Source organism: Streptomyces sp. bgisy027, assembly GCF_057710365.1.
The window spans coordinates 284,265-308,166 of sequence record NZ_JBYIVZ010000002.1; the positions used below are offsets into that span (position 1 = coordinate 284,265).

The following is a 23,902-nucleotide window of genomic DNA, read 5'->3' on the forward strand; positions in this document are numbered from 1 at the left end:
GAGGGCCGGGGCGCCCGAAAGGGGCGCGCGCGTACACCGTAAAGTGGTTCGACCGGTCCACCGGGCGCCGTGAAGAACGAAGGGGGAGGCGATCGGATGCCGCACGCCGACATAGCTGGCGTGGAGGCGACGCCGCGGACCCGCCTGCGCTGGTGGACCGAGCTGCCGCTGATATTGCTGGTCTACGCCTGCTACTCGGCGGGCCGGCTGCTCGCCCGGGGGGACGTCTCCACCGCCGTCGACCACGGCCTGGCGATCCTGGACATCGAGAAGGCCCTGCACCTCAACGCGGAGCACCCCCTCAACCGCCTCTTCACCCGTGAGCCCTGGATCGGCGTCCCGGCCGACTTCTGGTACGCCTCGCTGCACTACCTGATCACGCCGGTGCTGCTGGTGTGGCTGTTCAGGTCCCGCACCGTGCACTACCGCGCGGCCCGCACCTGGCTGATGACGTCGACCTTCATAGGTCTGATCGGCTTCACCCTGCTGCCGACCTGCCCGCCCCGGCTGCTCGCCGACGGCCACGGCTTCGTCGACACGATGGCCCAGTACAGCACCTACGGCTGGTGGGGCGGCGAGGCCAGTGCGCCGAAGGGCCTGGGCGGCATGACGAACCAGTACGCGGCGATGCCGAGTCTGCACGTGGGCTGGGCGCTGTGGTGCGGGGTCATCCTGTGGCGGTTCGGCGGGACGCGCCTGACGAAGGTCGCCGCGGTCGCCTACCCGCTGATCACGACGATCGTGGTGATGGGCACCGCCAACCACTACTTCCTCGACGCGGTCGCGGGCGCCGCCGTGATGGGCGCCGGCCTGCTCCTGGCGCCGTATGTGATGCGGATCATGGACCGGGCCCGGGCACGGTTCTGGCCGGGGGCGACGCCCGGCGCGGCCCCCGCCGATCCGGTCACCGCGGGCGCGGGCGCCACCGTCACGGTGGGCTCCGCCGCCACTTCTTCCTCGATTGTCAGTGGCGGATGCCAGACTTCCGCGGGTGAGCGAATTCCACGGCAGCGCGAGTCCCGGTTCGGATCCGGAGCCGAGCCGAGTGCCTCTCCCCAGGACGCGGGGGACGGCGCTCCGGCACCGGCTCGCTGAGCTGCGCGGTCCCGACGTACCGGCCAAGGCGCTGGACGCGCGTGCCCTGGCCGCCCTCGCCGCCAACCCCGGCTGCAAGCGGCGCGCGATCCTGGACGGCGCCGGGGTGAACAAGGCGGCCCTGGCGGGCGCCTTGGGTGCGCCGTCGGCCTTCGGACAGTCGCAGTTCGCCCTCACGCGCGGGAACGCCTTCGAGGCCAAGGTCAAGGCGGACGGCGGCGCTGAGCTGCTGCGCCTGGTGCGCGAGAAGCTGGACCGCGGCGCCGAACCGCCCGCCCACGCGCGCGTGCCCGAGCTCACCGCGACCGGCCCCGAGGGCCGCACGGCCCGTACGGCACTGGCGCTGCGCGAGGCCACCGAGGCGCCCGGCGAGTGGACCCTGCTCGACCACCCCATGCTCGCGCTGGACGTCGCAGGCTCGCCCGCCTTCCTGGAGCCGGACGCGGTCGTCGTGCACCCGGACGGCAGCTGGACGGTCGTGGAGATCAAGTCCTTCCCGATGCTGGACGGTTCGGCGGACCCGGCGAAGGTGGGCGCGGCCACGCGGCAGGCGGCGGTGTACGTGCTGGCGCTGGAGGAGGTCGCCGCCCGGCTGGAATCGGCTCCGCGCGTGCGCGACCGCGTCCTGCTGGTCTGCCCCAAGGACTTCTCCAACCTCCCCACCGCCTCGGCCGTCGACGTCCGCAAGCAGCGCGCGGTGACCGCCCGCCAGCTGGACCGGCTCACCCGCATCGAGGACATCGCCGACACGCTCCCCGCCGGCACCTGCTTCTCCCCCGAGCTGCCCGCGGCCGACCTGACGGCCGCCGTCGAGTCGGTCCCGGCGGCGTACGCGCCCGAGTGCCTGTCCGCCTGCGAGCTGGCCTTCCACTGCCGCGCCCGCTCCCTGGAGTCCGGCGCGGTGACGTCGCTGGGCCGCTCGGTGCGGGCCGAGCTGGGCGGCCTGACCACAGTCGAGGACGTCCTGTCGGCGGCGCGCGGCGAGTCCGGCGACCCGGACGACCCGGCGGTGGCGGCACTGCGCAGAGCGGCACACCTGCGGGCCGAGGCCCTCGGTCAGGAGGCGGTGGCCGCGTGTCGCTGATCTCCACCCTCGCCCGGCTGGAGGCCGTCAGCACCGGTCGCGCCCAGCCCGCCGCGACCGTCCGCCACCGGCATCTCTCGCAGCGCCCGCTCGTGTTCGTGCCCCTGACCACCGCCGGTGAGGCCGGTGCGCCGCTCGGCGCACTGGTCGGCACCGACCGGGACGCCCCGCACCTGCTGGTCGTACCGCAGCCGCGCGACCGGGACCTCAGGTTCGCGTTCCTGTCCGAGCTGGCGGACGTCGTCCTGCCGTACATCGACGCCTTCGCCGAGGACGTGGAGGCGGCCGAGCGCAACGAGACCGACCCGGAGACCGGCAAGCGGGTCAAGGTCGAGGTCGAACTGTGCGCGGACGCCCCGCAATTGATCATGCCGAGCCGCGCGGGCGTCGACTTCGTACGGCTGCTGGGCCGCTCGATGCGCTTTCGGCGTACGGCGGAGCAGGACCCGGAGGCCCCTTATCCGGCGCCCCCGCGCGTGCCGCTGCTCGGCCGCTGGCTGACCCACTTCGGCGAGCGGGCCCGCGTGCCCGGCTCCTCGCTGCTGCCGGCCATGACGGACCTGCTGTCCCGGCACTGGGCGACCGGCCAGTCCACGCTGGAGGACCAGCACCTGGGCGCGCTGCTGGCCTGGATCGCTCCTCCCGAGGGCGAGACGGGCGCCGAGGCGGCCCTGCGCGCGGAGCTCGCGCGGGACCGGGACGGCCAGCTGCTGTGCCCGCCGGCCGGTCCCGCGACCGACCCGGCGTTCGACAACAAGCTGCTGGCCCCCGCGATCGAGCGCTACGACCGTGCCCGCACCGCGCTCGCCGCCTCCGAGGACGGGCTGGAGGCCGACGACCGGCTCGGGGACCTCAGCGCCGCCGAGCGGGAGATCCGCGCCCTGGTGGCGAGCCGGACCCGGCCCACCTGGGACGCGGTGTGGCGGGGCCTGGACCTGCTGCGGGAGCTGCCCGAGGCCGGGCGGGTGGAGGAGCGGTGGGCCCGCGACCGCTGGTCGTTCACCGGCCACCGGGACCGGGTCGTCGCCGGTGAGCCCCCGCAGCCGCGCCGCGACGACGCCGTCACCGCCGCGAACAAGCTCGCCGCGCGGGAGCGGGAGCAGGCCCGTCTGGAAGCCCAGGAGGCGCTGGACGATCCGCTGGTGATGGCGGGGCGGCGGCTGGCCGGGGAGGCGTTCGCGGGCGAGGTCACCGAGGTGGTGATGGCGTACAGCGAGGGCAAGCGGCCGAGCCCGCGGCCCCTGGTCACCGTCCGCACGGACGACCGGCCACATCTGGGCGAGCGGGCCAAGGTGTTCCGCTCCCTGGGCGGCAAACCCCAGTCCGCGGAGTTCGTCGGCCACGAGGAGGCTCTCGACGACGAGGACGGCGGGGCCCTGCTGGTGCTGCGCGTGCTGGACAAGATGGGCCGCGGCAAGGAGCCGGAGGAGGGATCGGTGCCGCAGAAGGGCGACCTGGTCTGCTTCACGCTGTTCGAGCACGAGCAGCGGGGCGGCGCGAAGCTGCCCGAGCCGGAGCAGACACCGTGGACGCACGGCGGGCCGCCCGGGGAACAGGTGTCCGAGGCCGCCGATCCGCTCACCCAGGAGGACGTGCTGTGACCGCCGTGTTCGACCCCGGTGCCGCGGCGGCCGCGGCCACCGACGCGATCCTGCACAACACCCTGCACAGCGAGGCGCGCGGGGTCGTGGTGGACTCCCCGCCCGGTGCCGGCAAGTCCACGCTCGTCGTCCGCGCGGCCCAGCAACTGGCGGACGCCGGGCGCCCGCTGATGATCGTCGCGCAGACCAACGCGCAGGTCGACGACCTGGTGCTCAGGCTCGCCGAGAAGGACCCCGAGCTGCCGGTGGGCCGGCTGCACAGCAGCGACTCCGACCCGTACGACAAGGCGCTGGACGCCCTGCCGAACGTACGCAAGTCGGCGAAGGCGGCCGAGCTCGCGGGCCTGGCGGTGGTCCTGTCCACGGCTGCCAAGTGGGCGCATGTGAAGGTCGAGGAGCCCTGGCGGCACGCGATCGTCGACGAGGCGTACCAGATGCGCTCCGACTCGCTGCTCGCCGTGGCCGGGCTGTTCGAGCGGGCGCTGTTCGTGGGCGACCCGGGTCAGCTGGACCCGTTCGCGATCGTGGGCAGCGAGCAGTGGGCGGGCCTGTCGTACGACCCCTCGGCCTCGGCGGTGACGACCCTGCTGGCCCACAACCCGGACCTGCCCCAGCACCGCCTGCCGGTCTCCTGGCGGCTGCCGGCCTCGGCCGCGCCCCTGGTCTCCGACGCGTTCTACCCCTACACCCCCTTCCGCAGCGGCACCGGCCACGACGACCGCCGGCTCACCTTCGCGGTCCCTTCGGACGGCTCGGGCCCCGACCGGGTGATCGACGAGGCCGCGGAGTCGGGCTGGGGGCTGCTGGAACTGCCCGCCCGGCACACCCCGCGCACGGATCCCGAGGCGGTGCGGGCGGTGGCGACGGTCGTACGGCGCCTGCTGGACCGGGGCGGCGCGGCGACCTCGGAGCGCTCGCCGGACGCCGCGCCCCTGACCGCCGACCGGATCGCGGTCGGCACGGCCCACCGCGACCAGGCGGCGGGGGTCCGGGCGGCACTGGTCGAGCTGGGCGTGACGGACGTCACCGTCGACACCGCGAATCGCCTCCAGGGCCGCGAGTACGACGTGACGGTGGTCCTCCACCCGCTCTCCGGCCGCCCCGACGCCACAGCCTTCCACCTGGAGACGGGCCGCCTGTGCGTTCTCGCCTCCCGCCACCGGCACGCGTGCATCGTGGTGTGCCGCGCGGGCGTGAGCGACCTCCTGGACGACTACCCGTCGACGGAGCCGGTGCAGTTGGGGACGCTGGTGAAGTTTCCCGACGGGTGGGAGGCAATGATGACCACGTGGGATCACCTGTCCAACCACCGGGTGTCGTGGCGGCCGTAGCGCAGAGAAGCTCCTCCTTCACCACGGCTACGGCTGGTGGGGGCTTTCTGCTGCGCGGAGATGACCTTTCCCGTTCTGGAAAGCGGAAGTCCTTGACCCTTTGGCCACGGCGTCGCCAGCATCAAACAGGACAGACGACATGAGGGGGCAAGGATGCTGCGAAAGCTCTCCGGAGATCCGGACTGCAAGAACGGAACGTGCCCGACGCTGTGGGGTACCGAAGACGCCAAGGACTTCGTCGTGCAGGGCTACGTCATCACCGACCCGGAGCGGCTGGCACAACTCGACCTTCCCGAGGGCGAGACGGCCGTTGTGGTCCCGGCCGCCGTGCTTGAGGAGTACTTCAGTGCTCGCAGGTGAGGAGTTCGGCCGTCTCTTCGATACCTTCGAGCGGACCGCGTTCCGGCTGGAGACTCTCGACGTGTACGACGTGGAAGAGGAGCGGGACGAAATCGCGCGGTTCCTCGCGGGTGAGGACATGGGCCCGGAGTGGGACGACAACCCATGGGTGCGCTCGATGACCGACAAGGACAAGAGCGTGTCCCGCGTTCATGTCCTGCGCTCCCCTCTGACCGACTACCTGCGTTACGAGCTGTCGGCCTACCCCGGCAACATCAAGGCCGGGGAGTCCATCGGGATCATCGACCTTGCCGAGCAGGAGGTGATGGGCCTGCCAGACCACGACTTCTGGCTCTTCGACGACCGCAACGTGTATCGCATGCACTACACCCCCGACGGGGAGTTCATCGGCGGTGAACTCCTGCCTGCCGAACGACTCGCGAAGTACCAGGGTTACCGCGACCTGGCGCTCACCCGCGCCGTGCCGTTCGCGGCCTACTGGGAGCGGCATCACTGACCAAGGACTCGATCGGAACAGCCTTGCGGGCACTGCGCGAAGCATCGGGACTGACCGGTGACGCGGTAGCCCGCAGAGCTTCCATGTCCGCTGGGAAACTCTCGAAGATCGAAAACAGCCGTACCCTGCCCACCGTGCAAGACGTCGATCTGATCCTGTCCGCGCTCGGCGTCTCGGAGGCAGTGAAGGAACAGTTCCTCGCCACTGCCCGAGCTGAGGTCACCGAGGCCACGGCGTGGCGTCTCCTGCGTCGCATGGGCCCGTGGAAACACCAGAACACCATCAAGGCCATCGAGGCCAACACAGCCGCTCTCAGGCTGTTTCGGGGGCAACTCATCCCCGGACTTCTCCAGACACCGGAGTACGCAACGGCGGTGTTCTCCCTACCCCCAGCCTTGCCGGACGAGACCAGGACACGGACGGTGGCGGCGAGGATGGAGCGTCAGACGATGCTCTACGACGACAGCCGGTCGTTCCATTTCGTGATCTGTGAGCACGTCCTGCGGTGGCTTGTCTGCCAGCCGGCCATCATGGCGGTGCAGCTCGATCGGCTCGTCTCTCTGTCCCGGCTCCCCAACGTGACCGTTGGAGTGGTGCCCCTGGCCGGTCGGATGCCGGACTTCCCGATGACATGCTTCAGCATCCACGACGACCGACTTGTGATCGTCGAGACGTTCCACTCGGAGATCACAACACGGGACCCCAGGGACATACAAACGTACGTCGACACCTTCGAACGCTTCGCCGAAGTGGCGCTCTACGGAGACGACATGCGCGCCCTCGTCGAGAGCATCCGAGACGGGTTCTTGCCTCAACAGGAAAGAAGGTAGGGCCGATTGGCCAGAGCCCCAAGGATGGATCGCAGCGAGATCCAAGCCGGGAGTAGCCATGCCAATGACCGTCACCACGCAATCGGGACCGGTGAACCTGTCGCTTCCCCTTCCGCCTCCGGAACCTGCGCCGGACTGTGACGTGTGCGCCGCGTTGGTCAGGCAACGGGTGGAAGCGCGGGACAAGAAAGACCTGTCGGCGGCGACGGATGCCGACGTGGAGATCCGAAACCACCCGCACCGGACGCGGGGGCGGCGATGACGCGTTCCGTCCTGCGATACGTGAGGCACACGATCACGCAACACCCGGACTCCGACGTGACCTTTGAGGCCGAATGCCTGCGCTGCGACTGGACGGCGACGCCTTCAGCGGACAGTGCAGCGGTCGACGTGCAGTGCATGAGCCACACCGGCCTGACCGGACACGGAGGCTTCCGGCGCATTTGCACGTCGTTCGCGATGGTGGTCCGGGACGAGTGACCGACAGGCACTCGGAGTGCTGGGCAGACGGCAAGTACCCTCGGCCAGCGCCGCCCAAATGGCCAGCGCATGGTTCCTGAAACGATCCCCGCTGGTCACGCTCCGTGCACCACGGGGGTAACGCCCCGAGTTCAAAGCGACGTGGACCGCAGGGGAGCCATCCCTCACCCCTGTACGGGTTTCCGCTTCTCATGACGCCCTCCCGACAGAGGGAGACGCCTTGACCACCCCGGGCGTGTGACCCCTATCTCATTCGGCATGACCTCCATCCAGAAAGCTCACACAGGACACGTACATTATTTATGTGGGGGGTTATATATCCCCCACACTTTGACTTTCCTGAAGACCTGTAGGCATCCCCCGAAGGGATGCCAGCAGGACCCTCATACAAGAGGAAAGACCCGACCTCAGCAGGGGCCCTGCTTACTGTCCCCTCGCACAGAACTCTGGATTCTTTCCAGCTCAGCTTCAATGACCTCCTTGAAGATCTCCAGAGCTTGCAGATCCCATTCCTTTTCATCGCTTGGTTCCACAGCACCAGAAAGGGTATCGCTTGCCTTCGATGCCACATCATTCGGTGAGATGACGTAGATTGCCATGTCCCGACTCTTGTCCTTCGGGTGCCCCCAGACGAAGAGTCGAAATCCTGCCTTCCGGAGGAAGGATCCACGTTCCTTCCATTCCGCCATGGCGGACCACTTCGCGGCGTAGGTCTGTCCCGTACCGGTGACCTCCCACCTGCCGGGCACAAAAGGTTCCTCCTTCAACGCTTCGAGATTGACGGAATGCCGTTCCATGGTGCCCGTGATCGAGGCAACGACGGCAGGGGAGGACGCCAAGGCAATAGATTGCGCCAGGTTGTCGATGGCGTGCTCCAGTTCCTTGATTTTTTTCCTGTTGTCCTTCCCCGGGATGTAACGGCGTTCCGTGATCTCGTCACCACCCAACCTAGAGAGAAACGCTTGCTCCGCAGTGGCGTAAATCTCGTCCTGTGGCCATGAGGTGGAAAAATCACACGCCTTCCCGTTGGACCACGACGAGCAACGGAAGTACTTGTGGTGCCGTGTCTCCCCTGTGTTCAGCTTGCCTACTGAGCTGTTCTCATACATCTTCTTGCCGCACGGGCAGTACAGAACGCCCGTCATGGGAGACGCATTGGACTTAATACCCGCCCGGTGCTGACCGAGCGCCTTCACCGCCACTTGCAGCTTGTCGAACTCGCCGTCATCCAGGATCGGGTCAGCCCACCGTACGGGAATGCCGTCACGCAGCAGAGGCTCACCCTTATGCATGGCAACCCCCTTCAGGATCGGCTTCTTCAGGATCTTCCCCAGGATGGAAGTCGTCCACTTGGTTCCTTTGATTTGCGTCTTGACGCCCGCCTTTTTCTCGGCCGCGTTGACGCTCCGCTGGTAATCCTGCGACGTGAGGACACCACGCTCATTCCAGTCTTTGCAGAGATGGCTCATGCTCCACCCCTGCTCCGCGATACGCTCGTAAGCCTCTCTGATCAGAGGGCCGGTCACGGGATCAATCTCCAGCTTGTAGCGCTGCCTGCCCTGGTATTCCGTGAGCGTCGGACGATACCCGAAGGGCCAAGTGCCGCCACCCCACAATGATTCATCCCTGTAGTGCTGAGTCTGATTCCTGCGCTTCTGCACGATGACTTCCCGGTACTCCTGCGCTTGTGTCGCCTTGATGTAGGCGATCATTCGGCCGTTGCCCGGAGTGATATCCAGCGAAGGGTCATCAAGACAGATGACATCCTTTCCGCCCTGATAACACTTGTCGGCGAACATCTCCCAGTGGGTCTGATTTCGAGTGATGCGGTCAAGCGAAGTGACCATGATGGCGTCCCACTCGTACCAGAGCGGTTCACGCATCCACCTACCCAGACCGGGCCGCTCCTCGGGGCTGATTGCACCGGAGATGAACGAGTCCTCGACATCCCCCACGGCGTCGTACCGGCCTTCGACAGCCGCACCGTCCAGAGCCTCAGCCTGCCGCGCCAGGGCGGAGCTGTCCTCGGAGTCCCGACTGATGCGACGCATCTTCAGGACACGGGTGCCAGGTGACGGCTTGTACGGCATGTCGTTCCCCCCTCTATACAACAGCGGTCCCTGGCGAGGCTACATGGTGATCTTGGAATCTGAGGGTGGGAGGCGAATCACGCGGTCCTGGCCGGACTCGCGGAACATCGGGCGGACTGGCGGCCTTGAAGCCCCTGGAAGGACGGCAACCCCATTGACCTGTCCCGACGCCCTCTTGCGCGGGCGCGGGACAATGGACGGTGGACCGGTTCACAGCCGGGACGCCGGGGACCGACGAGATCGGTGACGTACGAGGAGGACACAGACATGGCGGAGCCCACGCCGCGTCGGAACGAACCGCGGCTACGCCCCGCGCCCCTGCTCTTCGAGCCCACGCAGGCGGCCGCCGACCCGGAGCACTTCTTCGACCTGGAGTCGATGGACGACCCCCGGGCACTGCTCGCGCGGGCGACCGAGCTGACGCAGGCGTTCCGGGCGGCCACGGACCGCGCGGTGGAGTTCCAGGCCATCGCGGCGGCCCAGCTCGCCGATCCCCGGCGGTTCGACCGGCTGACGCCCGCCGACATCGCCGAGCGGGCCGAGTGGACCGAGGACTACGCCAAGAAGATGGTGGAGTTCGGCAGGGATCTGATGCGTGGCGTCGAAGGGGCGGGACACGTCGACCCGGTCTGACCGGCCCGGGCCGGTGCGCTCACCCACCGCCACCCTTTGGCATATGCCAGGCGGGCAAGATACCCGCTGCCACCCTCCCCTGTCCGGCTTTTCGGCAACCCTGTGAGACCGCATGCTCACGCCAGGTAGATCTATGCGTCATGAGCAGCACACGGGACGACCTCTTCTCGGACGCCGGGTTCCACGCCACCGGGGTCGACGCCGCAGCACGGATCACCCCTGAGGGCGTCGCCTGGCTCGCCTCGGCAGGAACGTATCCGCGCAGCACGCTCGCCCTCTGGGAGGAGCGCCCCGCGGCCCCGGTGGTCCTGCCCTGCGGCTCCGTCTTCGACATCGTCAGCGCGCCCGCGCTCTTCGGGCGCCGGATGCTCGACCGGCTGTGGGACGGGGGCCCGGGATCGGGCCCGGTGGCCGTCTATCGCGGGCGGATCCTGATGTTCGCCGCGCCGGGCACCGCGCAGCGGCTGCCCTCGCTGCTGCGCTGGGAGGAGTTCGGCCGCACGGACGGCATGCCGCCGCTTCTCTGCCACGGCACGGGCGACGCGGTCACGGTGCCCGCGGCGGCGGATCCGGAAGGGCCGGAGATGACCCGTCCGGACCTGGATGTGCCGGACGTGGACCTGCCTCTCCTGACCCCCTCCGGCTCCCGCTGGCTGGTCGCGCCGGACACCCGTAATCCCTGGTTGCCGGGTCCGGAGGTACTGCTCTGGGCAGCCGTGCGGGCGGCCCGAGCTGCCGTTCGGATATCGATTTTTCCCCACCCCGATCAGGGTGCTAAGGTCTACGACGTCAGCAGGCGCCGCTAGCTCAGTTGGTTAGAGCAGCTGACTCTTAATCAGCGGGTCCGGGGTTCGAGTCCCTGGCGGCGCACAGACAGTGAAGGCCCCTCGCAGATGCGGGGGGTTTTCGCATTCCGCCGGGTCCTGCGAGACCGGCTGGGGGTCCGGGGGTCACCCCCCGGGAGATACAGCATCAGCGGGTCCGGGGTTCGAGTCCCTGGCGGCGCACAGACGGTGAAAACCCCTCGCGAGGCTGCATGTGACCGGCACCACCGCTACCCCACCGTCCGCGTGCTGCCCGCCGTCGTGATCTTCACCGTCCAGGCCCCGGCGGCCGTTCGGCCCTCCACCTCCACGCGGACTCCGTCCCCCGGCACCGTGAAGCTCTCGCCGAGGGCGACCGGGGCGTCCGCGAGCGGTGGGTACACGGACTCCTCCCAGCAGGCCTCGCTGCGGGGATGGGCGTCGATCACCTCGACCGGCCCGCTCCCGGACTCGGTCCGGCTGCGTACCCGGTACACCAGCACGCCTTGCCGGCAGGTCTCCACGTCGTTGCCCACCGGACCGCGCACCTCGAAGGCGAGGGCGCTCTCGGCACCGGTGCGGACGACGGCGAGCTTGGTGCCGTGGCCCAGCCCGAACCCCGGCACAGTGCCGTAGGAGGAGCCGGACGGGGCGGCGGAGCCGTCCGCGCCGAAGGTGCTGTCCGCACCGGCCGCACCCGTCCGCGGCGGCACCCCCGGCCCCGCCGACAGCGGCTCCAGCGTCAGCCGGACGGACCCGGCGTCACCGCCCTGCACACACACCACCTGCCGCGGCTCCAGCCAGCCGAGCTTCCACTTGTGCCAGCCGAACAGGTCCGGGGACATGCCGAACTGGCTGCCCATGAGGTCCCAGTCACCGACATAGGTGTCCCAGTCGCCCTTGCCGTCCACCGGACGGTGATACAGGTCGGGCAGGTCGAAGACATGGCCGGTCTCGTGCGCGAGGACCAGCCGGTCCGGCGGATGGTTCTCGAACACGGTGACGACGCGCCGGATGTCCGTGCCGTCGGCCCGCAGCGGCGTCTCCAGATTGACGACCTTCGTGGCGTCCGAGTCGACGCCGGGCGCGTCCGGGTCGGCGACGAAGTACACGACGTCGTAGCGGGAGAAGTCCACCTGCCGGTCCGCCACCGCGAGGGCGTCCCGCAGGTAGGCGGCCCGGTCGGCGACACGCCAGTCACGCCGTATGGCGTACGCCGTCGACGGACGCGGCATCCGCAGCCAGTGCCGCAGCGGATGCGGACGGAGGGTGAATCTGCCGTAGGAGGCGCGTTCGAAGAAGCGGGTCGTGGCCGGGAAGTGGTCCGCCGTCAGTTCGGCGGGGGTGGTCAGGGGGGCGGCGTCCGGGAAGGACAGGAACACCATGACCGCGTCGAGCTTGCGCGCCGGACGCGGATAGGCGGCGTTCCAGGTGTCCAGGCCCTCCGAGTGGTGGGCGTCGGTGCGCGCCAGGGCGCAGGGTGCCGCGTCGAAGGGTTCCGCGACCGACGGGCCGACGACCAGGGAGGTCGCGGCGAGCGCCGACATCGTGGTGAACACGGCGGCGGCACTGCGCAGTCGGGGCCTGTCCCGCAGCAGACCCATCCCACGGAGCAGGGGGTTCTGACGCGGCACGTGGACCTCCGGAAGCGGTTCGCGGGACACCGCATCCAGCCTGTGTGGGATTGTCGTACTACGTCCTGTTGTGCTGCACCGGACGGGTGAGCGGCCCGCGCGTTCCGTGGAATCGACACCCCCGAATCGCTCACGGAACGTCACAAGTGGTCGAGGGCTCGAAGAAGCTGTCCAGGTGCGAGCAGAAACGATCTGTCGGATGCGCGCGTTGCGCGGGAACACTGGACAGTAGGTGGAAGGGCCGGAGGCCAGCCTCTATGATCGGCACACTTTCCTGACACTTTTCCTGCACGGACACGGCCCGGCGACCGTCCCCCATCCACCCGGCCGACCATTCCGATGAGACCCATCCGAAGATCGAGTGCACTGCGGGAGCGAGCGGTGAGCGGAACGTCCGAAGGGCCGACACCCGCGGCAGACCTCATCGGGCCGGCCGTCACAGAGAGTAATCCCCTGCCATCCCCTGGTACGGGGGGACCGCCCTACTGGTCCGCCTTCTCCGCCGCGCCCCTGGCCATGGCCGTGGTCGACCGCGACGGCATGGTGGCGGGCGCCAACTCCACCTTCGCCGAGCTGCTCGGCACACCCGCCCAGGAGCTGACCGGCACCGCCGCCGCCGACCTGGTCGACCTCGCCTCCGACGCGCGGACCTGGCACACGTACCGCGAGGTGCTGCGCGGCCGGCAGGCCGAACTGCTCTGCACGCGCCGCCTCAAACACCCGGAGGGTCACTTCCTGTGGGTCCGGGTCACGGTCGCGCCGCTGCCCGGCGACGAGTCCGGGGGCGTCCTGCTCTCCGTCACCGACATCAGCGCCCACCGCGAACTCCAGGCCCGGGTACGGCACTTGCAGATGCACGACCCGGTGACCCGGCTGCCCAACCGCACGCTGTTCTTCGAGCGGCTGACGGCGGCGCTGGAGGTGGAGTCGTACGACGAGAGCGGCACCACGGGCCGAATCGGCCTGTGCTACCTGGACCTTGACGGCTTCAAGGCGATCAACGACACCCTCGGCAACCGCGTCGGCGACAAGCTGCTGGCGGCCGTGGCCGAGCGGCTCACGCGCTGCGCCGAACAGGCCGGGTACGCCCGCTCCAGCCCGCCGCTGGTGGCCCGGCTCGGCGGTGACGAGTTCGCCCTCCTCGTCGAGGACTCGACCGGGACCGAGCAACTGGCCGATCTGGCCGAGTCGTTGCTGGAAGCCCTGCGGGAGCCCTTCGACCTGTCCGGCCGGCGTCTGTCGGTGTCGGCGTCGATCGGTGTCGTGGAGCGTCACGCGGCCGGCACCACCCCGACCGCCCTGATGCAGGCCGCCGACACGACGCTGTACTGGGCGAAGGCCGACGGCAAGGACCGCTGGACGCTGTTCGACCCCGAGCGCAACGCCCACCTCATCACCCGTCAGGCGCTCGCCGCCACCCTCCGCGCGGCCGTCGACCGCGGTGAGTTCGCCCTGGAGTACCAGCCGTTGGTGGGTATGGAGGACGGCCGGCTGCGCGGGGTCGAGGCGCTGGTCCGCTGGAATCATCCTCAGTTCGGCGTACTGGCGCCGAATCGGTTCATCGGACTGGCGGAGGAGGACGGCTCGATCGTGCCGCTGGGCCGCTGGGTCCTGGCGACCGCCTGCCGCCAGGCCCGCGCCTGGCAGGTGGCGCACCCGGACGAGCCGCCGATCTTCGTGAGCGTGAACGTCGCCGTGCGCCAGGTGTGGGACTCCGACCTGGTGTCGGACGTGGCGCGGATCCTGGAGGAGACCGGACTCGCGCCGCATCTGCTCCAGTTGGAGCTGACCGAGTCGGCGGTGATGGGCTCGTCGGGCAGGCCCCTCCAGGACCTCCAGGCGCTCAGCGACATGGGTGTGCGCATCGCCATCGACGACTTCGGCACCGGCTACTCGAACCTGGCGTATCTGAGCCGGCTGCCGGTCTCGGTGCTGAAGCTGGACGGCTCCTTCGTCCGGGGCTTCCAGTACGAGAGCGAGAACAGCGCCGCCGTCCCGCCGAACCCGGCCGACGAGGTCGTGGTCGAGGCGATGATCCAGCTCGCCCACCGGCTGGGTCTGACGGTCACCGCGGAGTGCGTGGAGACGATGGCGCAGGCTTCACGGCTGCGCCGGATCGGCTGCGACACCGGCCAGGGATGGCTGTACTCGCGGCCGGTGTCGCCGGATCGCATCTCCGCGCTGATGGGTGCCCGCGTCTGACGCGTGCGCGGTCCCGTCAGGCCGACGGCAGCCCGTAGGCGTCCGCGATGAGTTCGTAGGAGCGCAGGCGTACGTCCATGCCGGGCGCGTTGCTCGTGATCATCAACTCGTCGGCGCCGGTGCGCTTCTGGAGGTCGTCGAGGCCGGCCCTGACCTCGTCGGGGGTGCCGTGGACGACGTTGGCGTTCCAGGTCTCGACGAACTCGCGCTCCATCGGGCTGAACTCGTACGCCTCCGCCTCCTGCGGGCTCGGTATGAGGCCGGGGCGTCCGGTGCGCAGGCGGACCATGCCGAGGGCGGCGGCCCGCACCTGGCGGCGGGCCTCCTTCTCCTCGTCGGTGGCGAGGGCGGAGACGCCGATGAGGGCGTAGGGCCGGTCGAGGACGGCGGAGGGCTGGAAGGACTCGCGGTACAGGTCCAGGGCCGGGATGGTGTTGCGGGCCGAGAAGTGGTGCGCGAAGGCGAACGGCAGACCGAGGACGGCGGCCAGGCGGGCGCTGAAGCCGGAGGAGCCCAGCAGCCAGACCGGCGGGCGGTGCGGGGACTGGACGCCGCCCGGCGAGGTCGCCTGGACCGGGCCGGGGACGGCGTGGATACGGCGGTATCGGTGGCCGTCGGGGAAGTCGTCGTCGAGGAAGCGGGTGAGCTCGGCGAGCTGCTCGGGGAAGTCGTCGGCACCCTCGTTCAGGTGTTCCGTGCGGCGCAGGGCGGCTGCCGTGGCGCCGTCCGTGCCGGGGGCGCGGCCGAGGCCCAGGTCGATCCGGCCGGGGGCCAGGGCCTCCAGGGTGCCGAACTGCTCCGCGATGACCAGCGGGGCGTGGTTCGGGAGCATCACGCCGCCGGAGCCGAGGCGGATGCGGTCCGTGTGGGCGGCGAGGTGGGCGAGGATCACCGCGGGTGAGGAGGATGCGACGCCGGGCATGGAGTGGTGCTCGGCGACCCAGAAGCGGTGGAAGCCGCGGGACTCGGCGAGGCGGGCGAGGTCGACGCTGGTGCGCAGGGCGTCCGTGGCGGTGTGGCCGGCGCTCACCGTGACCAGGTCCAGCACGGAGAGGGGGACGGGGGCGGTGCCCTGTGCCTCGCCTCGGGTCTCGTCTGCCGTCACCGGTGCCTCCTGCCGTGTTGCCGTGCGGTGTACGTCAGCGGTTAACAGGAGGCCGTCTCCGGTTTATTCCCTCGCCCCAGCCACCCCTACCCGTCCCGTCCCCGGGGCTGCGCCCCCGGACCCCCGCATCGACCTGAACGGCCTCGTCCTCGAACGCCGGACAGGCTGAATCAGAGGGCGTCCGCGGCCCCGCTACACCTGCACGATCGGCTCCCTGGTGAACAGTTCCCCCAGGGCCGGTGCGTTCACTCGGCGGTCCGTCAGGCGCAGGGCCTCCCAGACCGTGACCTGGTTGGCGGTGAGGACCGGTTTGCCCAGTTCGTTCTCCAGGGCCTGGATGTGGGCGGCCGTGTGCAGGGCCGTGTCCGGGAGGAGGACCGCCTCGGCGTCGGCCGTGTCCGCCTCCTTCGCCAGCGCGAAGACCTCGGCCTCGCCCCAGGTCCCGACCTCCGCCGCCGTGATGATCCCGGAGCCGCGCACCGCCGCGACCTCCGCGCCCGCGTCGGCGAGGAAGCGGGCGAACAGCTCGGCCACGTCGTCCGGGTACGTCGCCCCGATCGCCAGCCGGCGCACGCCGAGCTCCTGCACCGCGTGCGCGAAGGCGAACGACGTCGACGAGGCCGGCATGCCCGCCGCGACGGCCAGGCTGCGTACCTGCTCGTGGGCGCCCTTCCAGCCGTAGACGAAGCTGCCGCTGGTGCACGCCCACACCACCGCCTCGGCGCCGGTCAGCCGCAGCGCCTCCACGCCCGCCGCGAGGCGCTCGGCGGAGCCCATCCGCAGCAGGGCGTCCACCCGGTGCGCGTCCTCGCCGATGTCGGTGTGCACCAGGTCGATCCGGATGTCGCTGGCGAGCAGCTGCTCGATGCGCGGATAGTCGTCCTCGGCGGAGTGGCCCGGGTAGAGAAATCCGAGTGCGGTCATGTCAGCCTTTCTACTGCTGTTCCTGCTCGGGAACATCCGGCACGTCCGGGAGCACGGGCCCGCTGGGGGTCGCCGGATCGATCCGCGCCGCCGGGTCGATCAGCGCCTGATAAGGCCCCACCGCGCGAGTACCCAGCCTGCGCAGCGCAGCCCACATCGTCACCTGGTTGGCCGAGAGAACCGGGATGCGCAGCTCCGCCTCCAGTTGGGGGATCACGTCGTACGTCGGCAGGTTGGTGCAGCTGATGAACAGCGCGTCGACCCGGCGGCGGCCCACGGCCCGGCGCGCCATGTCGGCCACGTCGCGGTAGGGCACCTTCCAGATGTGCCGGGTCAGCCCCATGAAGGCGCATCCGGTGACCGCGACGCCCGCCTCGGCCACGTACTGCTCCAGCGCCCGGGTCACCGACACGGTGTACGGCGTCACCAGCGCCACCCGCCGCGCCCCGAGCTCGGTCAGCGCCTCCAGCAGCGCACCCGACGTGGTGACCGACGGCACCGCGCCGGCCCGGGTCATCGCCTCGCACATCGCCCGCTCGCCGGCGATGCCGCCGACGAAACTGCCCGACGTACAGGCGTAGGCGACCACCTCGGGTGCGATCGCGGTCAGGGTGTGGACGCCGTCGCCGAGCGTCTCGTGCTCACTGACCAGACGGGCCAGGTCCAGGCTGACCTCGACCGGGACGTAGGGCGTCCGGGTCAGATGGAGCGAGACCTCGTCCGGGACCCAGCGCCACAGTTCACGGTCGAGGGCGAAGTCGAAGGGGGCGACGACTCCGACACCGCGCTGCGGGCGGGGGCCGCCGAGGAAGGAGATGTCCATGGCGTCCATGGCTGGCACCGCCCTCACTGCGAGATACGGGTGAGCAACGGACCGTACGTACGCCCGTGTTGACGAAGGTAGGTTGGGGTGCGAGCGTGGTCAAACCTCGCATGTCAGACGGCCATCCCTTCCAGTAGAACTCCGAGAAACGGCCCCCGTACACCCCGGGGCACAGCCCTCGCACCCCCCTGGAGAAGCGACCCCGAATGACCTCACCCGCCACCGGTCCCTCCCCCGCCTCCGGCGCGCCGCCCACGCTCCTGGTCCTCGACGCCGAGCCCCTGCCCCGCCTCGGCCGCCTCACCGGTCGTGCCCGGGTCGAGCACGCGGACGAGTCGACCCTCGCGCAGCGGCTCCCGCACGCCGACGTCCTGCTGGTCTGGGACTTCACCTCGCACGCCGTGCGCCACGCCTGGCCCGGCGGGGGCCCGCGGCCGCGCTGGGTGCACACGGCGAGCGCCGGAGTGGACCATCTGATGTGCCAGGAGCTCACCGACTCCGACACGGTGGTCACCAACGCGCGCGGGATCTTCGACCAGCCGATCGCCGAGTACGTCGCCGCGCTGGTGCTGGCGATGGCGAAGGACCTGCCGCGGACCCTGGACTTCCAGCGCGCCCGGCAGTGGCGGCACCGCGAGGGGCAGCGCGTGGCGGGCACGCGTGCGTGCGTGGTCGGTTCCGGTCCCATCGGCCGGGCGATCGCCCGCACGCTCAAGGCCCTCGACGTCACCACCGCGCTGGTCGGCCGGGTGCCGCGCACCGGCATCCACGGCCCCGACGACCTCGACCGGCTGATGTCCCGCGCCGACTGGGTGATCGCGGCGGCGCCGCTGACCGAGCAGACGCACGGCATGTTCGACCTGCGCCGCTTCGGTGTCATGCAGCCCTCGGCCCGGTTCGTCAACGTCGGGCGCGGGCAGCTGGTGGTGGAGGAGGCGCTGGCCGAGGCCCTCGACAAGCGCTGGATCGCGGGGGCCGCCCTCGATGTGTTCGAGGACGAACCCCTCACCCCGGACAGCCCGTTGTGGCGGCTGCCGGGCCTGATCGTCTCCCCGCACATGAGCGGGGACACCATCGGCTGGCGCGATGAACTCGGGCGTCAGTTCGTGGAGTTGTACGAGCGGTGGGAGGCGGGCAGACCACTGCTGAACGTGGTCGACAAACAGCGCGGGTACGTACCCGGACGCTGACGTCAACGGCTGGAGGGCGCCCCATGACGGATCTCACCGCACTGACCGCCGTACAACTCCTCGACGGCTACCGCAAGGGAGACTTCAGCCCCCTCGACGCCACCCGCGCCGCGCTGGAGCGGGCCGAGCGGATCCAGCCGGAGGTCAACGCCTTCGTACGGCTCACCGCCGACGAGGCCCTCGCGCGAGCCGGGGAGTCGGCCGGGCGCTGGCGGCGCGGTGAGCCGGCCGGTCTGCTCGACGGCGTCCCGGTCACGGTGAAGGACATCCTGCTGCTGCGCGGGGCGCCGACCCTGCGGGGCTCGAAGACCGTCGCGGAGAAGGGCCGCTGGTCCGAGGACGCCCCCTCGGTGGCCCGGCTGCGCGCGCACGGCGCGGTGTTCCTCGGCAAGACGACCACGCCCGAGTTCGGCTGGAAGGGCGTCACCGACTCACCGCTGTCCGGCGTGACCCGCAACCCCGTCGACCCGACCCGCACCGCAGGCGGCTCCAGCGGGGGCGCGGCGGCGGCCGTGGCGCTCGGCGCGGGTCCGCTGGCGCTGGGCACGGACGGCGGCGGCAGCGTCCGCATCCCGGCGGCGTTCTGCGGCATCTTCGCCCTGAAGCCGACGTACGGCCGGGTCCCGCTGTACCCCGCGAGCGCCTTCGGCACCCTGGCGCACGTCGGCCCGATGACCCGCGACGCGGCCGACGCGGCCCTGCTCCTGGACGTCATCGGCGCGCCCGACTCCCGCGACTGGTCGGCGCTCCCGCCGGCCCCGGGCTCCTTCCGCGCGGCCCTGTCCGGCGGGGTGCGCGGCCTGCGTGTCGCCTACTCCCCGTCCCTGGGCGGCCAGGTGGCGGTGCGCCCGGCGGTCGCGGCGGCGGTGCGGCGGGCGGTGGAGCGGCTGGCGGGGCTGGGGGCGTACGTCGAGGAGACCGACCCGGACTTCACGGATCCGGTGGACGCCTTCCACACCCTGTGGTTCACCGGGGCGGCCCGGGTGACCCAGCATCTGGGGCCGCACCAGCGGGAGTTGCTCGACCCGGGCCTCAGGGAGATCTGCGGGGTGGGCGCCCGGATGTCGGCGCTGGACTATCTGGCCGCGGTGGACGTCCGGATGGAACTGGGCCGCCGGATGGGCCGCTTCCACGACTCCTACGACCTCCTGCTCACCCCGACCCTCCCGATCACCGCCTTCGAGGCGGGCGCCGAGGTCCCGAAGGGGTCGGGGCATCGCCGGTGGACCGGCTGGACACCGTTCACCTACCCCTTCAACCTGACCCAGCAGCCGGCGGCCACCGTCCCCGTCGGCGCGGACGGGGACGGCCTGCCGATCGGCCTGCAGATCGTGGCCGCCCGCCATCGCGACGAACTCGTCCTGCGGACGGCCCACGCGCTCTACGAGGCCGGCATCGCCCGGCTCACACCCTCCGGAAGCTGAGCGACTCGCCCAGGGCCCCCGACCGCCACAGGTCGTTGCAGCCCTGGGCCATCTCCTCGAGTCCCTCCACGACCTGGCCCCAGACGATGCCGGGCACCCAGCCCACGTCGCCGTTCAGCAGCAGGTTGTTGCGCTCGTAGAACAGGGCCAGGTCGACCACCGTGGTGCCGGCGCGGACCTCGCGGTCGTAGCCGTAGGACTTGGTGCCGAGTTCCGTACCGGCGAAGGCGAAATAGCACAGATCACCCGGAATGGGGGTGACCGTCGGGTTTTCCAACGGCGGCTCCGTTTCCGCGAAGGGCGGGAAGAGGGCGTAGATCTCGTTGCGGGCGTATTTGGCGTGATAGACGTCGCCGGTCAGGGGCAGGGCGTCCCAGACGGCCGCGCAGGTGAGCGGGGCGCGGTCGTCCAGGAGTTTGGCCGTGCAGTGGATTTCGCGCTTGACCAGTGACACCTCGATGAACCGATCAGTCATCACCCCATCGTCCCCATGAGGTCAAGACCGCCCGCCCCACGCGCTGACGAGCGCAACGGATACAGCACGATTGAGGCAACGGCGCAAACTGATCGGCATATCTTGTATGCCTTCGGGTAGCCGCGCGCCCATGGCTCGACCACACGCAGACCGTTCAGGAAACGACGACGGATACCACAGAGGGCTCAGCCGCCGCTCGCTGCTTGCAGGGGCGGCGTCGTTGGGAGCCGCCGGCGCTCTCGGGGTGGCCGGCTGCAGCCGTGTCCCCGACGAAGGGAAGGTGCTGGGAGGCAGCCTGCTGGAAACGCTCCGAGACCGGGGCGTGGCGAAAATCGGCATCGCGAGCGAGCCGCCGTTCGGATACGTCGGAGACGACGGCCGGGCCACCGGTGAGGCTCCCGCGATCGCCGAGGTCATCTTCAAAAGGCTCGGCATCGACGAGGTCGAGCCGGTGCCGGTGGACTTCGGAGCACTCATTCCCGGGCTGAAGGCGCAGCAGTTCGACGTCGTGTCGGCCGGTATGTACATCAACCCCCCGCGGTGCGAACAGGTCCTCTTCTCCGATCCGGACTATCTGATGCTGGACTCCTTCATCGTCAAGAAGGGCAACCCGCACGGGATCAAGACGTACGAGGACATCAAGAAGAAGGGGCTGAAGCTGGCCTCCGGCAAGGCGTACGCCGAGATCGAGTACGCCAAGGCCGCCGGCATCACGGACGTCCTGGTCCTCCCGGACCAGGTGGCCGGTCTCGACGCGGTGTCCCAGGGGCGTGTCGACGCCTTCGCGGGGACCAACATCACGGTCAAGTCGGCGGTGAAGGGGTCCAACCGCGCCTCGGCGACGGAGGCCTTCCAGCCGATGGTGGACGGCAAGCCCGCCTATGGCGCGGGAGGATTCGCCTTCCGTCAGGCGGAGAAGAACTTCCGGGACGCGTTCAACAGGGAGCTCCTGAAGCTCAAGGCGGACAACTACAAGGAGCTTCTGAAGATCGTCGAGCCCTTCGGCTTCGGTCGGGCCGAGATGACCGACCTGACGGCGAAGGAGTTGTGTGCCGGATGATGACCTCCGAGTTCTTCACCACTTGGTTCCTTCCGGGTATATGGGTCACGATCCAGGTCACGGTGTACGCCGCCGCCCTCGGGGCCGCCATCGCCTTCGGTATCGGCCTCGCCCGCACCTCCCGGCTCTGGATCGTCCGGTTCGTCGCCGGCGTCTACTTCGAGATCTTCCGCGGAATGTCGGCGCTGGTGCTGATGTTCTGGATGTTCTTCGCGCTGCCGCTCTTCGGCTGGCAACTGGTGCCCATGTGGGCCGGCGTGAGCGCGCTCGGCCTCACCTACGGCGCGTACGGTTCGGAGATCGTCCGCGGCTCGCTGGCCGCCGTCGCCCCGGCGCAGCGGGAGGCCGGTATCGCGCTCAACTTCTCCCGTTGGCAGCGGCTGCGTCTGATCGAACTGCCGCAGGCGTGGCCCGAGATGGTGCCGCCGTTCAACAACCTGCTGATCGAGCTGCTGAAGGGCACCGCGCTGGTCTCCGTGATCACGGTGGCGGACATGACCTTCGCCGGTAACCTGCTCCGGCTCGGCACCAACGAGACCACACCCGTCTACTCGCTGCTCCTGGTCCTCTACTTCGTCCTCGCCTTCCTCATCACCCGCGGCATGCGGCTGGTGGAGCGGAAGGCGAAGGCCGGGATCGGGCAGACGCCGGAGAAGACGGGCTCCATCACCCGGAAGCTGAGCACCCGCAGCGAGAGCCTGCAGGCCGGTTCGCAGTCCGCAGGAGGCATGGGATGAGCTGGGACTGGAACGTCGTCGACGACTTCATGCCGCGTTTCTGGGACGGTGTGCTGGTCACCCTGCAGGCCCTGGCCATCGGCACGCTGATCGCCTTCGCCCTGGGCCTGGTGTGGGCCCTGGCGCAGCGGTCCTCCCAGAGATGGGTGCGCTGGCCGGTGACGGCGGTGACGGAGTTCATCCGCAACACGCCGCTGCTGGTACAGCTCTTCTTCCTCTTCTACGTCGTGCCGAACTTCGGCCCGGCGATGTCGCCGCTCACCACCGGCATCGTCGGCCTCGGCCTGCACTACTCCACGTACACCGCGGAGGTCTACCGCGCCGGTATCGGCGGGGTGCCCATCGGCCAGTGGGAGGCGGCCACCGCGCTGAGCCTGTCCAAGGGCCGCACCTGGCGGGCGGTCATCCTGCCACAGGCGATCCGGCGCGTCGTGCCCCCTCTGGGCAACTACGTCATCGCCATGCTCAAGGACTCCCCGATGATCGCGACCATCGGCGCCTTCGACATGCTCGGCGAGGCCCAGGCCTACAGCAACGAGACCTTCACCACGGAGGCCCTGACCGTCGTGGGCGTGGCCTTCATCCTCATCGCCTACCCGGCTTCCCTCCTGATCAGAGCCCTGGAGCGTCGTCTTGTCCGCTGACAGCAACCTCTCGAACGAAGCATCCAACCCCACGGTGGACGGCAGTGAGCTGATCCGCTTCGAGAACGTCACCAAGCGCTTCGGCAGCAACGTCGTCCTCGACAACCTCGACTTCTCCGTGGCCTCGGGCAAGCACGTCACACTGATCGGCCCGTCGGGCTCCGGCAAGACGACGATCCTGCGGCTGCTGATGACCCTGGTGAAGCCCGACGAGGGCACGATCAGGGTCGGTGGCGACTGTCTGACCCACGAGGAGAAGAACGGCAAGCTCGTCCCGGCCGGCGAGAAGCACATCCGCGAGGTCCGCAAGAACATCGGGATGGTCTTCCAGCAGTTCAACCTCTTCCCCAACATGAAGGTGCTGCGCAACATCACCGAAGCGCCGGTCACCGTCCTCGGCCTGTCCAGGGAGGAGGCTGACCAGCGGGCCCGTGATCTGCTCGACCTGGTGGGTCTGACCGAGCACATGGACAAGTACCCGAGCCAGCTCTCGGGCGGCCAGCAGCAGCGCGTCGCGATCGCCCGGGCCCTGGCCATGCGGCCGCAGGTGCTGCTGCTCGACGAGGTGACCTCCGCGCTGGACCCGGAACTGGTCGCGGGCGTCCTGGACGTGCTTCGGGACATCGCCCGCACCACCGACATCACGATGCTCTGCGTGACCCACGAGATGAACTTCGCCCGCGACATCTCCGACCAGGTCATGATGTTCGACTCCGGCCGGATCATCGAGACGGGATCACCGGAGAAGATCTTCAGTGAGCCCGAGCACGAGCGGACCCAGGAGTTCCTCAGCGCAGTGCTGTGAGCCCGGGGCGCCGCGCCCGGAGCGGCGCCCCGCACCAGCCGCGCACGAGCAGGACCCAGCCCTGTCACGACACGTT

At 69.9% G+C, this 23,902-nt stretch carries 23 protein-coding genes and 1 tRNA gene; 18 read left to right on the forward strand and 6 right to left on the reverse strand.

Features of this window, described 5'->3' with window-relative positions; genetic code table 11:
• The first annotated feature begins 96 nt into the window (after positions 1-96).
• The 8 genes from AC3ETA_RS03295 (at position 97) to AC3ETA_RS03330 (ending at position 7,277) form a co-directional block, all read left to right on the forward strand.
• Entirely contained in the window at positions 97-1,095 is a 999-nt protein-coding gene (locus AC3ETA_RS03295) for a phosphatase PAP2 family protein (protein WP_432191275.1), read from the forward strand.
• Positions 1,046-2,179: a hypothetical protein gene (locus AC3ETA_RS03300; RefSeq protein ID WP_432191276.1), complete on the forward strand. Its 1,134-nt coding sequence runs from the start codon at positions 1,046-1,048 to the stop codon at positions 2,177-2,179. Before AC3ETA_RS03295 ends, AC3ETA_RS03300 begins: the two co-directional genes overlap by 50 nt.
• Complete coding sequence (locus AC3ETA_RS03305; protein ID WP_432191277.1) at positions 2,170-3,780, forward strand: hypothetical protein; 1,611 nt, start codon at positions 2,170-2,172, stop codon at positions 3,778-3,780. The genes AC3ETA_RS03300 and AC3ETA_RS03305 overlap by 10 nt, the downstream gene beginning before the upstream one ends.
• Positions 3,777-5,111, forward strand: coding sequence for an AAA domain-containing protein (locus tag AC3ETA_RS03310; protein WP_432191278.1), 1,335 nt, complete (start codon positions 3,777-3,779; stop codon positions 5,109-5,111). The genes AC3ETA_RS03305 and AC3ETA_RS03310 overlap by 4 nt, the downstream gene beginning before the upstream one ends.
• 153 nt (positions 5,112-5,264) lie before the next feature.
• The gene (locus AC3ETA_RS03315; RefSeq protein WP_432191279.1) at positions 5,265-5,471 is read left to right on the forward strand and encodes a hypothetical protein; all 207 of its coding nucleotides are present in this window, start codon (positions 5,265-5,267) and stop codon (positions 5,469-5,471) included.
• Positions 5,458-5,967: a DUF6879 family protein gene (locus tag AC3ETA_RS03320; RefSeq protein ID WP_432191280.1), complete on the forward strand. Its 510-nt coding sequence runs from the start codon at positions 5,458-5,460 to the stop codon at positions 5,965-5,967. The genes AC3ETA_RS03315 and AC3ETA_RS03320 overlap by 14 nt, the downstream gene beginning before the upstream one ends.
• A gap of 23 nt (positions 5,968-5,990) precedes the next feature.
• Positions 5,991-6,797 carry a helix-turn-helix domain-containing protein gene (locus AC3ETA_RS03325; RefSeq protein ID WP_432191281.1) on the forward strand — a complete coding sequence of 269 codons (807 nt, stop codon included), beginning with the start codon at positions 5,991-5,993 and terminating at the stop codon, positions 6,795-6,797.
• 258 nt (positions 6,798-7,055) lie between these two features.
• Complete coding sequence (locus tag AC3ETA_RS03330; RefSeq protein WP_488187225.1) at positions 7,056-7,277, forward strand: DUF7848 domain-containing protein; 222 nt, start codon at positions 7,056-7,058, stop codon at positions 7,275-7,277.
• A gap of 407 nt (positions 7,278-7,684) precedes the next feature.
• Here the strand turns inward: AC3ETA_RS03330 and AC3ETA_RS03335 are convergent, their stop codons facing one another.
• Positions 7,685-9,367: a recombinase family protein gene (locus tag AC3ETA_RS03335; protein ID WP_432191283.1), complete on the reverse strand. Its 1,683-nt coding sequence runs from the start codon at positions 9,365-9,367 to the stop codon at positions 7,685-7,687.
• A gap of 267 nt (positions 9,368-9,634) precedes the next feature.
• Between AC3ETA_RS03335 and AC3ETA_RS03340 the strand changes: the two genes are divergently transcribed.
• The 3 genes from AC3ETA_RS03340 (at position 9,635) to AC3ETA_RS03350 (ending at position 10,870) form a co-directional block, all read left to right on the forward strand.
• The gene (locus AC3ETA_RS03340; protein WP_432191284.1) at positions 9,635-10,000 is read left to right on the forward strand and encodes a hypothetical protein; all 366 of its coding nucleotides are present in this window, start codon (positions 9,635-9,637) and stop codon (positions 9,998-10,000) included.
• A 140-nt stretch (positions 10,001-10,140) separates the two neighbouring features.
• On the forward strand, positions 10,141-10,806 hold the full coding sequence (locus tag AC3ETA_RS03345; protein WP_432191285.1) for a hypothetical protein: 666 nt from the start codon (positions 10,141-10,143) through the stop codon (positions 10,804-10,806).
• Positions 10,797-10,870, forward strand: a tRNA-Lys gene (locus AC3ETA_RS03350). Before AC3ETA_RS03345 ends, AC3ETA_RS03350 begins: the two co-directional genes overlap by 10 nt.
• A 184-nt stretch (positions 10,871-11,054) precedes the next feature.
• Here the strand turns inward: AC3ETA_RS03350 and AC3ETA_RS03355 are convergent.
• Positions 11,055-12,467: a M6 family metalloprotease domain-containing protein gene (locus AC3ETA_RS03355; RefSeq protein ID WP_432191286.1), complete on the reverse strand. Its 1,413-nt coding sequence runs from the start codon at positions 12,465-12,467 to the stop codon at positions 11,055-11,057.
• Between the two features lie 309 nt (positions 12,468-12,776).
• Between AC3ETA_RS03355 and AC3ETA_RS03360 the strand changes: the two genes are divergently transcribed.
• Positions 12,777-14,639 (forward strand): putative bifunctional diguanylate cyclase/phosphodiesterase, encoded by a 1,863-nt coding sequence (locus tag AC3ETA_RS03360; protein ID WP_432191287.1) that lies wholly within the window; start codon positions 12,777-12,779, stop codon positions 14,637-14,639.
• 16 nt (positions 14,640-14,655) lie between these two features.
• Here AC3ETA_RS03360 and AC3ETA_RS03365 read toward each other — a convergent pair whose 3' ends face one another.
• From AC3ETA_RS03365 to AC3ETA_RS03375, 3 genes are all read right to left on the reverse strand, one after another.
• A complete protein-coding gene (locus AC3ETA_RS03365) occupies positions 14,656-15,744 on the reverse strand; it encodes an LLM class flavin-dependent oxidoreductase (protein WP_432191288.1) in 1,089 nt (362 codons plus the stop codon).
• Positions 15,745-15,936: 192 nt separating this feature from the next.
• The gene (locus AC3ETA_RS03370; protein ID WP_432191289.1) at positions 15,937-16,668 is read right to left on the reverse strand and encodes a maleate cis-trans isomerase family protein; all 732 of its coding nucleotides are present in this window, start codon (positions 16,666-16,668) and stop codon (positions 15,937-15,939) included.
• Between the two features lie 10 nt (positions 16,669-16,678).
• Positions 16,679-17,491: a maleate cis-trans isomerase family protein gene (locus AC3ETA_RS03375; protein ID WP_432191363.1), complete on the reverse strand. Its 813-nt coding sequence runs from the start codon at positions 17,489-17,491 to the stop codon at positions 16,679-16,681.
• A 206-nt stretch (positions 17,492-17,697) separates the two neighbouring features.
• Between AC3ETA_RS03375 and AC3ETA_RS03380 the strand changes: the two genes are divergently transcribed.
• Together AC3ETA_RS03380 and AC3ETA_RS03385 are read left to right on the forward strand one after the other, a co-directional pair.
• Positions 17,698-18,681 carry a D-2-hydroxyacid dehydrogenase gene (locus tag AC3ETA_RS03380; RefSeq protein ID WP_432191290.1) on the forward strand — a complete coding sequence of 328 codons (984 nt, stop codon included), beginning with the start codon at positions 17,698-17,700 and terminating at the stop codon, positions 18,679-18,681.
• A gap of 23 nt (positions 18,682-18,704) precedes the next feature.
• On the forward strand, positions 18,705-20,105 hold the full coding sequence (locus tag AC3ETA_RS03385) for an amidase (RefSeq protein WP_432191291.1): 1,401 nt from the start codon (positions 18,705-18,707) through the stop codon (positions 20,103-20,105).
• On the opposite strand, the gene AC3ETA_RS03390 is transcribed toward AC3ETA_RS03385, so the two are convergent.
• On the reverse strand, positions 20,086-20,580 hold the full coding sequence (locus AC3ETA_RS03390; RefSeq protein ID WP_030954968.1) for a DUF3830 family protein: 495 nt from the start codon (positions 20,578-20,580) through the stop codon (positions 20,086-20,088). The two genes, AC3ETA_RS03385 and AC3ETA_RS03390, sit on opposite strands and share 20 nt — an antisense overlap.
• A gap of 130 nt (positions 20,581-20,710) precedes the next feature.
• Between AC3ETA_RS03390 and ehuB the strand changes: the two genes are divergently transcribed.
• Genes ehuB through ehuA form a run of 4 tightly spaced genes read left to right on the forward strand, consistent with a single transcriptional unit; the run spans position 20,711 to position 23,826 of the window.
• Entirely contained in the window at positions 20,711-21,640 is a 930-nt protein-coding gene (ehuB, locus tag AC3ETA_RS03395; RefSeq protein ID WP_432191292.1) for an ectoine/hydroxyectoine ABC transporter substrate-binding protein EhuB, read from the forward strand.
• Positions 21,637-22,377 carry an ectoine/hydroxyectoine ABC transporter permease subunit EhuC gene (ehuC, locus tag AC3ETA_RS03400; protein WP_432191293.1) on the forward strand — a complete coding sequence of 247 codons (741 nt, stop codon included), beginning with the start codon at positions 21,637-21,639 and terminating at the stop codon, positions 22,375-22,377. The genes ehuB and ehuC overlap by 4 nt, the downstream gene beginning before the upstream one ends.
• Positions 22,374-23,021 (forward strand): ectoine/hydroxyectoine ABC transporter permease subunit EhuD, encoded by a 648-nt coding sequence (ehuD, locus tag AC3ETA_RS03405; protein WP_381452772.1) that lies wholly within the window; start codon positions 22,374-22,376, stop codon positions 23,019-23,021. Before ehuC ends, ehuD begins: the two co-directional genes overlap by 4 nt.
• Positions 23,011-23,826, forward strand: a complete 816-nt coding sequence (gene ehuA, locus AC3ETA_RS03410; protein ID WP_432191294.1) for an ectoine/hydroxyectoine ABC transporter ATP-binding protein EhuA — start codon at positions 23,011-23,013, stop codon at positions 23,824-23,826. The genes ehuD and ehuA overlap by 11 nt, the downstream gene beginning before the upstream one ends.
• Positions 23,827-23,902: the final 76 nt, after the last annotated feature.

Excerpts from the sequence above, each read along its gene's own strand:
- AC3ETA_RS03295 (WP_432191275.1), top strand. The coding sequence starts at position 97 with ATGCCGCACGCCGACATAGCTGGCGTGGAGGCGACGCCGCGGACCCGC.
- AC3ETA_RS03315 (WP_432191279.1), top strand. The coding sequence starts at position 5,265 with ATGCTGCGAAAGCTCTCCGGAGATCCGGACTGCAAGAACGGAACGTGC.
- AC3ETA_RS03330 (WP_488187225.1), top strand. The coding sequence starts at position 7,056 with ATGACGCGTTCCGTCCTGCGATACGTGAGGCACACGATCACGCAACAC.
- AC3ETA_RS03335 (WP_432191283.1), bottom strand. The coding sequence starts at position 9,367 with ATGCCGTACAAGCCGTCACCTGGCACCCGTGTCCTGAAGATGCGTCGC.
- AC3ETA_RS03340 (WP_432191284.1), top strand. The coding sequence starts at position 9,635 with ATGGCGGAGCCCACGCCGCGTCGGAACGAACCGCGGCTACGCCCCGCG.
- AC3ETA_RS03345 (WP_432191285.1), top strand. The coding sequence starts at position 10,141 with ATGAGCAGCACACGGGACGACCTCTTCTCGGACGCCGGGTTCCACGCC.
- AC3ETA_RS03360 (WP_432191287.1), top strand. The coding sequence starts at position 12,777 with ATGAGACCCATCCGAAGATCGAGTGCACTGCGGGAGCGAGCGGTGAGC.
- AC3ETA_RS03370 (WP_432191289.1), bottom strand. The coding sequence starts at position 16,668 with ATGACCGCACTCGGATTTCTCTACCCGGGCCACTCCGCCGAGGACGAC.
- AC3ETA_RS03375 (WP_432191363.1), bottom strand. The coding sequence starts at position 17,491 with ATGGACATCTCCTTCCTCGGCGGCCCCCGCCCGCAGCGCGGTGTCGGA.
- AC3ETA_RS03380 (WP_432191290.1), top strand. The coding sequence starts at position 17,698 with ATGACCTCACCCGCCACCGGTCCCTCCCCCGCCTCCGGCGCGCCGCCC.
- AC3ETA_RS03385 (WP_432191291.1), top strand. The coding sequence starts at position 18,705 with ATGACGGATCTCACCGCACTGACCGCCGTACAACTCCTCGACGGCTAC.
- AC3ETA_RS03390 (WP_030954968.1), bottom strand. The coding sequence starts at position 20,580 with ATGACTGATCGGTTCATCGAGGTGTCACTGGTCAAGCGCGAAATCCAC.
- ehuB (WP_432191292.1), top strand. The coding sequence starts at position 20,711 with ATGGCTCGACCACACGCAGACCGTTCAGGAAACGACGACGGATACCAC.
- ehuC (WP_432191293.1), top strand. The coding sequence starts at position 21,637 with ATGATGACCTCCGAGTTCTTCACCACTTGGTTCCTTCCGGGTATATGG.
- ehuD (WP_381452772.1), top strand. The coding sequence starts at position 22,374 with ATGAGCTGGGACTGGAACGTCGTCGACGACTTCATGCCGCGTTTCTGG.